Source organism: Collinsella sp. SGI.178, from assembly GCF_050313495.1.
Lineage (GTDB): Bacteria > Actinomycetota > Coriobacteriia > Coriobacteriales > Coriobacteriaceae > Collinsella.
This window is the reverse complement of sequence record NZ_JBNPLM010000016.1, coordinates 17,873-31,203: the sequence shown is the minus strand read 5'-3', so window position 1 is coordinate 31,203 and position 13,331 is coordinate 17,873. Positions and strand designations below refer to the sequence as shown.

Below are 13,331 nucleotides of genomic sequence, written 5' to 3'. Positions count from 1 at the left end.
CGCGCAGCGTCAACCAAGTTACAGGCCGAGCATAGGCTCCAGAACAAAGAAGTACGCGAGCACCACGATGCCCAGAATAATGCGGTAGACGCCAAAGCACTTAAAGTCGTGACGGCGAACGAAGCCCATGAGCCACTTGATGGCAATAAGCGAAACCACAAAGGCCACGACGCAGCCCACGCCCAGAATGGCAATCTCGTTGGTGCCAAACGTACCGCCCTTAACGAAGTACTTGACCAGCTTGAGCGCGCTCGCGCCAAACATAACGGGAATGGCCAGGAAAAACGTGAACTTGGACGCCACCGAGCGCGTGCAGCCCAGCAGCAGGCCGCCGATGATGGTAGAGCCAGAACGTGATGTGCCCGGAATCAGCGAAAGCACCTGGAAGCAACCGATACCCAATGCGGTCTTCCAGCTCAGGTCCTCGAGCGTGGCGATGGATCCAAAGTCCAAATCCTCGTCATCGTCAATGTCTTCGGCAATATCCGCCGCAGGCGCCGCGAAGTGTGCACCGGCGGGACGCCCGCCCGCCACCACAGCACGCGAACCAAACGAATCGACAAGAGCGGCGTTCTCGCGCTTACTTGCACGCCAGTTCTCAATCACGATAAACAACACGCCGTACACGATGAGCGCCAGCGCCACGACGGGAGCGTTATAGAAATGCTCCTCCATCCAGTCGTTGAGCGGCAGACCGATCGCCGCGGCGGGAATACAGCCAAGCACAATCTTGCCCCACAGCACCCAGGTGTCGCGACGACCCTCCTTGCCCTTGCTGGGCGAGAACGGATTTAAGTCGTAGAAGAACAGAACGCAAACGGCCAAAATGGCGCCAAGCTGAATCACGACCAGGAACATATTCCAGAATGTCTCGCTCACATTCATCTTGACGAACTCGTCCACCAAGATCATGTGGCCCGTCGACGAAACGGGCAGCCATTCGGTGATGCCCTCGACCAGGCCCATGAAGGCAGATTTTAGAAGCTCGATGATATCCAAAGGGACCCCCTCGTTTGTCACCCGCCGATAGTTGTTCTGCGGACGGTTGCGGGCGATGTCCCATTATCAACCGTTCGGCCGCGGCCGCGCCCACCCTTACCAAAAATCTCGCCCGTTCACAGAATTGCGAGCGGTCAAACCGAAATCCTTGGGTATAACTGCAACAAGCTAAAGTGTCCGGCGGCCAACACGTCGTCCGATGCACGAGCCCCGCGCCCGTGCGATAGACCAAGGAGGAAACCATGAACGAGGGCTATACCAAGGTATTTGTTTCACTCGACGGTACTGAGCAGCAGGATTTTGTGCTCACACGCGCTATCAAGGTCGCCGCAAACAATGGCGCCAAGCTGATCATCGGTCACGTCATCGATTCCACGGCGCTCGAGAGCGCCGGTTCCTATCCGGTCGATCTGGTCAACGGCCTGGAGGAGGCCTTTAAGAACTCCATCGCCAAGCAGCTCGAAGAGGCCAAGGCTAATCCCAACATTCCCGAGGTCGAAGTCATGATTCGCGCCGGCCGTATTCGCGAGACGCTCAAGGACGAGATGCTCGACGTGGTCAAGCCCGATCTGGTGCTCTGCGGCGCTCGTGGCCTTTCCTCGATCAAGTATGCGCTCCTGGGTTCGATTTCGACATTCCTGCTGCGCAACACCGACTGCGACATTCTGGTCGTGAAGTAGGTTCCTTCCCGCCGGCGCAAGGCCTGCGGGGTTATCACGCCGACGTCCTCGCCGCTTCGCGGCTGCGGGATGTCGGCTTAGATAACCCCTCCCGGCCTTGCGCCTTCGTCACCGTACTTCAGCGAGTTAGCTGAATAGAGAGATGGCGTGCCGCCCTGGTCGGGTGGCACGTTTTGTTTGGGTGATTTTTTAGAGCCTCATAGCTATGTTCACGCTCGGGAACATGGCCATTCGCACCACAAGACGGCCCGACTACTCGAAGTATTGGAACTTGTTGGTCGAGAAAGCGAATGTTACGACAAAGCCTTCGCCCGGCTCCGATGCCGCGGTGACGTCGATGCCCATCTTGGAACACAGGCGCGCCACCAGGTAGAGGCCGATGCCCGTTGCGCGCTTGGTGGTGCGGCCGTTATCGCCGGTAAAGCCCTTCTCGAACACGCGCGGCAGGTCAGCCGCGCTCACGCCGCAGCCGTTGTCCGCGACGGTAAGCTCGATGCGCTCGCTTGCCAGGCCCTCGTCCAGCAACGCACCCGAAAACACAATCTTCGCGCCGTCCTCACGCGCATATTTAATGCTGTTCTGAATGAGCTGGCCCAGAATAAACTCGAGCCATTTCTCGTCGGTGAACACCTCAAAGTCGAGGTTCTCGCACACCGGAGCCACGTGCGCCGCAATGAGCTCGCGCGCGTTGGCTTTAATCGCGCCCGTCACCAAGCTCTTGAGACCCCAGCGGCGAATTAGGTAGTCGCGCTCTACGACTTCCGAGCGCGCATAGTACAGCGCCTGATCGATATAGCGCTCCACGCGAGCCAGCTCGCGACCCAGGTCATCCACGCGCGACAGGTCGTCTTCGCTGCCGTCCAGGTTTTCCAAAATCAGATGAGCCGCCGCCAGGGGCAGCTTGGCCTCGTGGACCCAGCTCTCGATATAGTCGCGGTAATCATCGGTCTGGCGCCGGCCTTCCGCCACCTCGTCGCAAGCGGCTTTGCCCACCCGGCGCAAGACCTCATATTCGAGCTCGCCCTCGGCATAGGTCGGGCATTGCACCATCTCCTGCACCCATGCGGGGCTCCCCAGCTCCTCTGCCGCGCGCTCCAGCTGGCACAGAAAACGACGACGGCGCACGTACTCGATCACGATGCCCAGCATGCCAAAGATAAAGGACACACCGACCGCCACGACCACGATGGATGCCGGGGCGCCGGCGACCGTCAGTACAAAACAGCTCAGCAGCACGCCGCAGATCCACACGGCAACGGGAAGCAGTGCATCTTTAAAGAACTTGGCAAACGACATAACCGGCCCCTAGACCGAATAGCCTTGGCCGCGATGCGTCGTCAAATACCCCTTGATGCCGATTTTTTCGAGCGTGGTGCGCAGGCGGTTGATATTGACGGTGAGCGTATTGTCGTCCACGAAGGCGTCGGAGTCCCACAGGTCCTGCATGATAGCCGAGCGCGAGACGATCTTGCCCGCGCGGCCCAAGAGCAGCGAGAGGATACGCAGCTCGTTTTTGGTGAGCTCGGTACTGTCGCCGGTTGCCGTATTGGTGACCATGGAGCGGGCGAGGTCGAGCTCCAGCCCCTTGTGGACGAGCGTGCTGCGATCGCCCGCCGCCGCGGTGCGGCGCAGCAACGCATTGATGTGCGCCACGAGCACACGGGCGCTGTAAGGCTTGGGAACAAAGTCGTCCGCGCCAAGCGTCATGGCCATGACCTCGTCGATCTCGGTCGTGCGCGACGTGAGGACGATGATAGGAACCTCGGATTCGCGGCGAACCTCGTGGCAGATATGTTGGCCGTCCTTGACGGGAAGCGTGAGGTCGAGCAACACCAAGTCGGGCGCGGCGGCAAGGATATCGCGCGAGACATGCTCAAACGATTCGCAGGCCTCGATTTCAAACCCGGCGCGGGCAAGGATGTCGACAAGCTCACGACGAATGCGCTCGTCGTCCTCAACGACATAGATCAGCGCCATGGATTCCGCTCCCCTCTTGGTTGTCTTGCCCCATTATGACCGCGGAGCCGCAGGTGCGTGCCTCGCGAGGCACCAAGGTGACAGAACTGTTCGCGAACGAAAGCGTTTGGCTCGCCCCTCGCTCGCAACGGGAGCGAGGATCAAATGATTATTAAATCCCCGTCCCAGGAAAATCATTTAGCGGCGGGCACGGAGCTTTTCGTAGCCTTCGGCAAAGAAGGCAACCGTAGCGGCGTCGGACTCGGCGGCGTCCGTCTCGGCGGCAGGGACCACGCCGTGCTCGTCACTCACCAGGAACAGCGCGCCCTTGAGCTGCGCGGGAATGTCCACGCGCGTGACCGGGATGCCCTTGGTCTGGGCCAGCTGCTCGATAAGCGTCGCCGTGCCACACAGGCACTCGTCCGCCGGTGCCACAAAGACCAGCTCGCCGTTGTTGACGGCGGCGAGCAGCTCGGGCGCCACGCCGGTTTCGTCGGCCTCGGAGCGGGCCTCGGCGGAGCGGGCACGCAGCGCCTTGGCCGAAGTATCGGCCAGCGGCTCGTACTCCCCCACCGTCATGGCGGCATTGCCGTTAACGTCGATCACCAGCATGAGCACGCCGTCGCGCGCGGTGTAATCGCCCTCGGCAAGCGACCACTCAACGTGCTGCTTGGCCCAGCTGAGCATGTTATGGGTGAGCGGCTCGCCCTGCACCAGGCGCTCGGACAGCGCACGAATGTGGCGGTTGAGCATGGGCACCTTTTTGTTGGACATGCGCCAACGGCAGACAAGCGCGGGCTTGTCGAGCGTAAACTTCTCGACCGCCTCCTGATTGGCGCAAAAGTCCTCGTACGCACGCTGGTCCTCGGCATTGCCAAACAGCTCGGCATCATCCACAACGGCCATATCCAACCTTTCTCAAAAACATACACCGCACCGTTATACCCAAAAAAGCCGCCTGCACCAACCGGCACAGGCGGCAATAGATAGCTTTAGTTCGGGGCGAGCCAATACCGCTGGTGGAGCATAAGCCAGCGCGCCGGACCCAAGTGCCTCAGGTCGCCGCGAAAGAGGAGCGATGCGTACTTCTGTACGCGAGCGACGGTTTGAGCGGCGAGATGAGGTGCTTGGGGCCGGCGCAGCGTCGAGCAGTTACGCGGTTTGGTAAAACCGCGTAACGATCATTAGTGGCGGAAGTGGCGGGCGCCCGTGAAGACCATTGCGATGCCATGCTCGTTGCAGGCCTGGATGCTCTCGTCGTCGCGCTTGGAGCCGCCGGGCTGGATGATGCAGGTCACGCCGTGCTCAGCAAGCACGTCGACGTTGTCGCGGAACGGGAAGAACGCGTCGCTTGCGCAGGCAAAGCCGCCCTTCTCCACGCCCTCGCGCTCGCAGAAGTCCTCGGCGCGCTCGCAGGCAAGCAGTGCGGAGTCAACGCGGTTGGGCTGGCCCGGGCCCATGCCAATGCCGGCCTTACCCTTGGAGACCAGGATGGCGTTGGACTTGACGCCCTTGCAGACCTTCCAGGCAAACTCAAGCTCGGCCATCTCGGCATCGGTGGGCTTGCGGTCGGTGGGGAACGTAAAGGTCGCGGGATCCTCGATCACGTGGTCGACCTCCTGCACCAGCATGCCGCCGTCGATGGAGCGCAGCTCCACCTTGGCGCCGTGGTCCACGCCGCCGGTAGCCAGCACGCGCAGGTTGGGGCGCTTGGCCATGCGCTCGAGCGCCTCGGCGGTGTAGCTCGGGGCGATGATGACCTCGACGAACTGCTTGTTCTGATCGGCAAAGTGCTCAACCAGCTCAAAGGGAACCTCGCGGTTGCAGGCGATGATGCCGCCGAAAGCGCTCTTGGGATCGCAGGCAAAGGCGCGGTCGTAGGCAGCCGTGATGTCCTCGGCAACGGCGGAGCCGCAGGGGTTCTGATGCTTGAGGATCACGCAGGCAGGCTCGTCGAACTCGCGAACCAGGTTCCAAGCGGCATCGGCGTCCAAATAGTTGTTGTAGCTGAGCGGCTTGCCCTGAATCTGCTCGGAGCCCACGAGCGGGAACTGCGAGCTCGCGGAGTTCTCGCAGCCATCGGCAAAGCGGTAGACCGTAGCCTTCTGCTGAGGATTCTCGCCATAGCGCAGGTCGTCGACCTTCTCCAGCGAGACCTCGAGTTTGGCAGAGGTGTCCGCCACGTCGCTTGCCTGGGCAGCAAGCCAACGGGAGATAGCCGTGTCGTAGGCGGCGGTGGTCTGGTAGACCTTCACCTGCAGGCGACGACGGGTGGAAAGCGTGGTGCAGCCACCGGTCTCGCGCATCTCGGCCAGGACGGCATCATAGTCGGCCGGGTCGGAGATGACGGTAACGCTCGCGGCGTTCTTGGCGGCAGAGCGAAGCATGGAGGGGCCACCGATATCGATGTGCTCGATGGCATCCGCGAAGGTGACCTCGGGGTTGGCGACGGTCTTCTCGAACTCGTACAGGTTGACGACGACCAGGTCGATCAGCTTAATGCCGTGCTGAGCTGCCTCCTGCATGTGCTGCTCGGAATCGCGGCGAGCCAGCAGCGCGCCGTGAACCTTGGGGTGCAGAGTCTTGACGCGGCCGTCCATCATCTCGGGATAGCCCGTGAACTCCTCGATGGGGGTTACGGGAACGCCCGCGTCCTCGATGGCACGAGCCGTGCCGCCCGTAGAGATGATCTCGACGCCAAAGTCGTCAACCAGCGTCCGTGCGAAATCGACGACGCCCGTCTTATCGGTAACCGAGATCAACGCGCGTGCGATCTTCACATCAGATCCCATGCAGTCCTCCTGTCTGGTACGCCGCCGTGCTCTGTGAGTCGGTGATACGTCGATCTGCAGCGCTCGCGCAGCGGCATTGAAAATACTGATTCAATGTAGCGCATCGAGCGCATCGATGCACCCCGTAACGGGCGCATGTGCAGAAAAAGCTTGCGAGCGGGGGTTGCAGGAGCGCCACTGGGCACGGTGAGTTGATGGAACACAGGGACACCATAATTAGATGCCAATGGCATGGTAGAACTGTGCTCGATATGCATCCGCAATAGAAAGAGGCACTATGGTCTCGCGGGTTCTCTACCGACCGTTTGATACCGAAGACTTCGACGCCATCGCGCTGATCTTGCAGCAGCTTTGGCATAACAATTCGGATAACGAAGAGTACAACCGCCTTGAGGCCGCGTGCGATCTTGCCTATTGCCTTTCTTCCTCGACGTTTTCGCAGGTCGCCGTAATCGACGGCCAGGCGCGCGGCATTGCACTCGCACGTGCGGGGCAAAGCAGCGGCGCCACCGTTAAGGAGCATTGGATGGATACCGAACGCGCATTGCTGTCGCAGATGCGTGAGCTGGAGCCCGATGCCTGTGCCGAGTATCTCTCGTTTGTGCGCGCCACCATTCGGACCAACAACCGCCTGCTCGAGAGCAGCCCGCTGCCGCATGACAACGAGGTCACGTTGCTTGCCGTGGATCGCGATGTCCACGGCCTGGGCGTTGGCTCGGTTCTGCTCGATGCCGCGGTCTCGTACCTGTCCTCGCGCGGAGCGTCGAGAGCGCACCTGTATACCGACTCCAACTGCTCGTGGAAGTTCTACGAGCTGCACGGCTTTAAGCGCACGGCCACGCACCGCGCCAACCGCGAAGAGCGCCGCCACGACATGCCGCGCGAAAGCTTCCTCTACGAACTCGACCTGACAGCCTAAAACCGGCAGTTAGGGACGTCCCCTTTGTGCCGGCGCCCCGGGACACTCCTTGGCAGCAACCACACCTAGTCGTTGGGGACGTTCTTAAATGACTAGTCGCCGGGGACAGTCTTGAACAAAAGAGTCACCGAAACCCTCGCTGGCATCACCCTATAGAGGATTCTGCAAATAGCGGTGGGCAAAAGTAAAAGATCGGCGCATTTTGGCGCATAAAAAGGGGATGGGCTTTCCCCGACGGCTGCCGAGAAAAGCCCATCCCATAATTTAGGACCGCTAGAACGTTCCGCCGCCGCCTCCGCCGACGCCGCCGCCTCCGCCGCCCGAGAAGCCACCACCGCCGCCGCCGCTCGAGCTATCGGAACTCGAAGCCAGCTCACGGATGCTCTCGTGATACACGCCATCGAACGAATCGAGCGGAGACTGGTTTCCGTAGTGATGGTAGTACCACCAGTAGCAGGGGTAATTGTCGTAGAAGCCGTCGGCCTCGCGCACCTCGGGCGGCACGGCCTCGGCAAGCTGACGCAGAACTTCCTTGGAAACGCCCAGCGCCGCACCCATCACCAGAAGTTTATTCCACAGCACCAGATCGCCGGGGACGGCTTCCTTTAGACGCGTGAAGTCCTCGAGCCAATGCTTGAGCGCCTTGCAGCGAGCCGCCACCTCGGCGCCCTCCGGCGTAAGGCGGCGGAACGTAAAGCCCACGCCAATACCCACCAGCACAATCGGCACCGAGATAACCGCGGCGACAATGTTCGCCTGTGCGCCGTCGGTAAAGAAGATGGATCCCACGGGAACAAAGGCGATCAGAGTACCAAGAACCAGGCAAAACACCATTGCGACAATGCCGTCCGAGGCAACGTACTCGCTATCGGCCAGTTTGCCCTTAACGGTGCTCTGATAGTCCTTGAGCTTGTCGCCCACGGGCGTAGCGTGCTGCTTAACATAGTGTTGCAGCTCGTCAAACGTGCGCGAGCGATCGCCGTTCTCGTCGGGCTTAGCACCGGCAAAGAAGACCTTGAGCACCATGCGGTCAATGCCCTTGGCCGACTTCCAGCCCGCATCGCTCACCGTCACACGATACGTCTGCTCCTCTTTTTCGCGACGGAGCAGGCCCTTCTTGCCCTTGGTCGCGAATGCCTCCTCTAACTTGATCACGCGATCGTCGGTGAGCTTCATGAGCGTGGCGATATATGCCTGATCGGGCACCTCGTTCCAGCTCATGAGGGCCGAAAGCACGGCGGGATGGTCGGCCGAGGGCACGTCGCGGAAGTATTCGTCCTGGAACAGCGGTTTGGGCTTGCGGCGGCGCAACTTGAGCACGACGATCGTGCCGGTAAAGGCCACCGCCGCGACAACGCTAACCACGGCAAGTGCATTGGCGATCATGCGGGCGTGAGCGCGGCGGGCGTTGGCCTCCTCGGCCCACGCCTTCTCCTCGCTCAGAATTGTCGACATGCGTTCCTTGCCCGAGGCGGCGAGCTGCGGCACCCAATCGCCGGGGAAGGCGATGCGCGCCTCGGCGAATTCGCCCTGATGCACGCAGGGAATGGTATAGGTGACCATAGGCTCGTCCGCGTCGAGCGACACGTCGCCCGTGAGCGGACCGTGGCCCCACGCACGAAAGTTATCGCCCTTGACGGCCGCCGTTCCGGCAGCGGCATTTGCGAAGTAAACTTCCATCTCGACGTCATCGGAGTCCGCAGACCAGCCGTCGCCCACAAACTTCCAGTAGAGCTCGGCGGTATCGGACCAGTTCATAACCGCACCGGTCATGGTGTAGCTCACGTAATAGATCGCGCTGTCGCCGCTCTCGTGGGGGCTGAACACCTTGATCTTTACGCCGCCGTCGGACTGCTCAACCGTATAGACGCCGTTGTCGCCTTTGTTTGCATAGTCAACCCTGCTAAACGCGGCATCATCTTCCTCGACGCTCAGCACATCGACACCCGCCGTACCACCCTGCTGGTTGGTGCCCGTATTGATATCCCAATACACGCCGTTGATGTCGTCGTCGAAATCAAACTGGCGCCCCTCGACAACGGTCAGCGATCCATCGGCCTCAACCGTGGCACCGATATAGGTTTGGGTCATGGAATACCCGTCGGCACGTGCAACGGCGGGCAACAGCAGCAGCACGCACGCGACGAGTGCGCAAATGGAAGCAAATCGCGCAAGCAGGCAGCGCTGCCGACAAGCATTGGCAACGGGGGCGTTCATAGGCACATCCTTTGTCTGTAAAACCAACAGCGCCATTGTCCCACGTTTGCGGGTACACATGACGAACATCTAGGCGACCGGAGCGCCAAACGGGATGAAAGTCATGCCTGCCGCCAGCAGCTAATCATTGGGTAGTCATTGGGGACGTTCTTAAATGACTAGTCATGAGGGACACCCTTGGCATGGCCCGCGCCAGCAATAGATACCACTTCACAGCTCCGTCACAGGTGTAGCAGCTTTGTGTGGGCGCGGCACGCGCTGATTGAGCCGCCAGCCGAGGGGCATAAAGCAGTTGAGCGAAACCGGTTTGCCCCTTTGCCGTTCGCTCGAGGATCATGTCCCCCTTTTCCGCGGAAACCCCGGCAGTTGCGAAGAGCTGCCGGGGTTTCTGTTGTCTAAGGTACTGAGTTGATCGACAGGAATCAAAGCACCGAGCCTGCGGCCCACCATACGCAATGCGGGGCCTCGACAACTTGCGGACCACAGTGACGCCTCCCCATCGCGCCCCGCGCTATACTCGTCCGCATGGATATCAACGCACGCAACATAGCAACGCCCGCCGCGAACGCGCCAACAACGCCGCCCGCCTCCGTTCCCGTACCTGTCGTGGGTCGCTTTGCCCCGTCGCCCTCGGGCCGCATGCACCTGGGCAACGTGTTCAGCTGCCTGTGCTCGTGGCTTTCGGCCCGCAGCCAGGGCGGCAGTATCGTGTTACGCATTGAGGACCTGGACGATCGCTGCAAGCGCCCGGAACTTGCCGCTCAATTGATTGACGACCTGGCCTGGCTAGGGCTTGAGTGGGACGAAGGCCCCTACTACCAGCACGATCGCCTGGACTTGTACGAGGACGCCCTGCACCAGCTGCAAGACGCCGGCCTCACCTATCCCTGCTTTTGCACGCGCGCCGAGCTCCACACCGCGAGCGCGCCGCATGCCAGCGACGGCACGCCCATCTACCGCGGCGCCTGCCGAGGCCTTTCTGCCGAGGAGGTTGCCCGCCGCAGTGCCCTGCGCGCTCCCGCCACGCGCCTGCGCGTGCCCGCCGTCGACGACCTCGCCGGCGACGTGATCGAATTCGTTGACCGCACGTACGGAGCCCAATGCGAGGCACTCGCCACCGAGTGCGGCGACTTTTTGGTGCGCCGCAGCGACGGCGTTTTTGCCTACCAGCTAGCCGTGGTGGTCGACGACGCTGCCATGGGCGTCACCGAGGTCGTGCGCGGATGCGACCTGCTGGGCTCTACGCCCCGCCAAATCTATCTGCAACATCTGCTGGGACTTCCCACGCCGCATTACGCGCACATTCCGCTGCTCATGTCGCCGGACGGCCGCCGCCTTTCCAAGCGCGACCGCGATCTGGACCTGGGCGAGCTACGCGCACGCTTTGGCACGCCCGAGGCGCTGCTGGGCTGGCTCGCCGGGCAAACGGGCATCACACCGGACACCACGCCGCGCTCTGCCGAGCAGCTGGTCGAGCACTTTAGCTGGAATGTCATCCGCGCGCACCGCGAGAACATCGCTGTAACGGCCGAGTAGCCAAATACCTCGCCCCTACGCAACGTCCCAGGGCTGGAGTTCGTCGCCCAAGCGAACGATGCAGTCGTAGAGCACGGTATGGCGCTCGGCAGGGTTGGCATCCCGATGAAAATGCCCGTAGTACCAGAGCTTGTAGGCCAAGCGGTCTTCCAGCTCATCGAAAAATGCCGTAAGCCGATCAACGGCGGGGTAATTCCAGCCAGGCCCCGGATAGAGCGTGGGCGAAAGCATGCGCGTAGAGCAGGTGTGGGTGACCACGTAGTCAACCTTCCAGCCCACGCTGTCGAGCTTTGTCCGCGCCTCCTCAAAGTCGCGCTCGTCCGGCAGCTCCTGTGGCCACCAGCTGGAATAGGGAATGCGGTATTCCTTATCCACGCTCGTGGCGCCGCCCATGGTAAAGATCGTTGAGCCGTCGAGCTCAAAAACCTCGCCGCGCGTCAGGCGCCGTATGGGAGAGGTATCCGACAGGCGTTGCGTTAGCCCACCGTGCCACAGCTCCATGGGACGCTCCGCCCAGTGATCGAAACGCTCGTGATTGCCGTCGACGAACAGCACGGTATAGGGACGCGATTCCAGCCAAGCGATGTCGGCGCACTCCTCGGCAGAGAAATCCCACGGAAAGCCAAAGTCGCCCGCGACAATCAGATGGTCGTCGCTCGTCAGACTATCCCCAAGATCCCAGTCGCGCAGCTTTTGCATGTCGACGCCGCCGTGAATATCGCCCGTCACATAGACCGTCATCGGATTACCACTTCCCCGTAAGTAGCTAGTCCACATTCTGCACGATCACTATGCCAACCGTTCCAGCCCTTCCATCCCTTAGGGCTTACCCCTCGTTCTTCCATCCAAACGGATCAAGCACCCAAAAAATCAGATCGAGCACGCCGCCGGTCATCATAGCGCCGGCAAGGGCCATGCAAACGCGCAGAGAACCGGCACTTCGGAGCGCGTCGAACGGCCCCAGAACAGCCAGCAGCGCGACCGCTGCGCCGGCAAGGCACAGCGCGAGGCACGGCCCCACGTCCTTGACGCACTTCTTTGCGAGATGCTTGGTGTTATCACTCATTGCTATCGAGCTCCTTAGAGGGCCGTTGTTCAGATACATACCGCCGCGGCAGAGCAGAGCGGCAGGGTAAGTGTCACATGTCGTGCGGTCATCAATGGAGAAACCACCTGCTCGACCAACCCTTAACGCCGTTTTGCACCGGCACTCCATCCTCCGCTATCGAGGTCTAATACTTTTCCGCGAAGTGAACGTCTGTTTTTGGACCCCTGGAGCATCCGCATTTTTCAACGGCATAAACGCAGGATTCTGGCATCAAAGCCGCAGGAAACAGCACCCGAAAAGTGTCGATGCTTCGGGGGTCCGTTTTCACTCGTTCACTTCGCGGAAAAGTATTAGACCTCGCTGTCGCCCGCCCCAAAGACCTGTCCTCCCCTTCCCCACGCCACGCAAAACCGGCCTCCCCCTTGCCTGCGCGCCCCGCATCACGCGCTTCGTCACCCAAAAACTCATCCAACATTAATCTTGGCTCAAGAATCGCTTAATCTATAACCTGCACTATAAAGTTCGACCAAGGGCGGGGCGGCGCCGCGCAACGCAGACCGCCGAACGCAACGCTCGCGCCCGGGCAGATCGCCCGACGTCGCGCCCATCGAACGAAAGGACAGGTCATGGACGACCTCGAAAAAGTTGAAACCATCCGCACCAAGTGCAACGTGAGCTACACCGACGCCAAAGCCGCGCTCGAGGCCGCCGACGGCAACGTTCTAGACGCCATCATTTGGCTCGAGTCGCAGGGCAAGACCCAGACCACGTCGGCGCACGCCGCCACCGAGTCCGAGCCGGTCGATGAGCCCTCGGCCGAGATGGTCGCTGCGCAGGTCGCCTACGAGAAGTCGAGCGAAAAGACTGACTTTTCCAAGAAGGTGGACAGCGTGTGGGAGTACCTCAAAAAGCTCTTCCGCCTGAGCCTGGACACCAAGTTTATCGCCACGCGCCGCGACGCCATCATCCTCAACATTCCCATCCTGATCCCCATCGTCGCCCTGTTTGCCTGGGGCGCCACGATATGGCTCATGCTGATTGGCCTGTTCTTTGGCATGCGCTACCGCATCGATAGCGACGGCGACGTGCCCGGCAGCATCAACAACCTTATGAATCACGCCGCCGACGCCGCGGACGACATCAAGCAAAACCTGAACGACGACAAGTAATCGCAGACGGGGACA

Annotated in this window: 12 protein-coding genes; 4 read left to right on the top strand and 8 right to left on the bottom strand. The window is 61.1% G+C overall.

Features of this window, described 5'->3' with window-relative positions:
* Positions 1-18 precede the first annotated feature (18 nt).
* Positions 19-999, bottom strand: coding sequence for an undecaprenyl-diphosphate phosphatase (locus tag ACQRAQ_RS05940; RefSeq protein WP_427794236.1), 981 nt, complete (start codon positions 997-999; stop codon positions 19-21).
* A 242-nt stretch (positions 1,000-1,241) separates the two neighbouring features.
* Between ACQRAQ_RS05940 and ACQRAQ_RS05935 the strand changes: the two genes are divergently transcribed.
* The gene (locus ACQRAQ_RS05935) at positions 1,242-1,679 is read left to right on the top strand and encodes a universal stress protein (RefSeq protein WP_154515052.1); all 438 of its coding nucleotides are present in this window, start codon (positions 1,242-1,244) and stop codon (positions 1,677-1,679) included.
* Between the two features lie 252 nt (positions 1,680-1,931).
* Here the strand turns inward: ACQRAQ_RS05935 and ACQRAQ_RS05930 are convergent, their stop codons facing one another.
* From ACQRAQ_RS05930 to purH, 4 genes are all read right to left on the bottom strand, one after another.
* On the bottom strand, positions 1,932-2,975 hold the full coding sequence (locus ACQRAQ_RS05930; RefSeq protein WP_427794235.1) for a sensor histidine kinase: 1,044 nt from the start codon (positions 2,973-2,975) through the stop codon (positions 1,932-1,934).
* A 9-nt stretch (positions 2,976-2,984) separates the two neighbouring features.
* A complete protein-coding gene (locus ACQRAQ_RS05925) occupies positions 2,985-3,656 on the bottom strand; it encodes a response regulator transcription factor (RefSeq protein ID WP_427728526.1) in 672 nt (223 codons plus the stop codon).
* A gap of 177 nt (positions 3,657-3,833) precedes the next feature.
* Positions 3,834-4,541, bottom strand: coding sequence for a hypothetical protein (locus ACQRAQ_RS05920; protein WP_427794234.1), 708 nt, complete (start codon positions 4,539-4,541; stop codon positions 3,834-3,836).
* Positions 4,542-4,819: 278 nt separating this feature from the next.
* Positions 4,820-6,427, bottom strand: a complete 1,608-nt coding sequence (gene purH, locus ACQRAQ_RS05915; protein ID WP_427794233.1) for a bifunctional phosphoribosylaminoimidazolecarboxamide formyltransferase/IMP cyclohydrolase — start codon at positions 6,425-6,427, stop codon at positions 4,820-4,822.
* Positions 6,428-6,704: 277 nt separating this feature from the next.
* Between purH and ACQRAQ_RS05910 the strand changes: the two genes are divergently transcribed.
* Entirely contained in the window at positions 6,705-7,346 is a 642-nt protein-coding gene (locus ACQRAQ_RS05910; RefSeq protein ID WP_154515062.1) for a GNAT family N-acetyltransferase, read from the top strand.
* 273 nt (positions 7,347-7,619) lie between these two features.
* On the opposite strand, the gene ACQRAQ_RS05905 is transcribed toward ACQRAQ_RS05910, so the two are convergent.
* Positions 7,620-9,563, bottom strand: coding sequence for a DUF2207 family protein (locus ACQRAQ_RS05905; RefSeq protein ID WP_427794232.1), 1,944 nt, complete (start codon positions 9,561-9,563; stop codon positions 7,620-7,622).
* Between the two features lie 525 nt (positions 9,564-10,088).
* On the opposite strand from ACQRAQ_RS05905, the gene gluQRS reads away from it, so the two are divergent.
* A complete protein-coding gene (gluQRS, locus tag ACQRAQ_RS05900; RefSeq protein WP_427794231.1) occupies positions 10,089-11,099 on the top strand; it encodes a tRNA glutamyl-Q(34) synthetase GluQRS in 1,011 nt (336 codons plus the stop codon).
* Between the two features lie 15 nt (positions 11,100-11,114).
* On the opposite strand, the gene ACQRAQ_RS05895 is transcribed toward gluQRS, so the two are convergent.
* Positions 11,115-11,840 (bottom strand): metallophosphoesterase, encoded by a 726-nt coding sequence (locus ACQRAQ_RS05895; RefSeq protein WP_427794230.1) that lies wholly within the window; start codon positions 11,838-11,840, stop codon positions 11,115-11,117.
* Between the two features lie 85 nt (positions 11,841-11,925).
* Positions 11,926-12,165, bottom strand: coding sequence for a hypothetical protein (locus ACQRAQ_RS05890; RefSeq protein WP_427794229.1), 240 nt, complete (start codon positions 12,163-12,165; stop codon positions 11,926-11,928).
* A gap of 608 nt (positions 12,166-12,773) precedes the next feature.
* On the opposite strand from ACQRAQ_RS05890, the gene ACQRAQ_RS05885 reads away from it, so the two are divergent.
* Positions 12,774-13,316: a DUF4342 domain-containing protein gene (locus ACQRAQ_RS05885; RefSeq protein WP_427794228.1), complete on the top strand. Its 543-nt coding sequence runs from the start codon at positions 12,774-12,776 to the stop codon at positions 13,314-13,316.
* Positions 13,317-13,331: the final 15 nt, after the last annotated feature.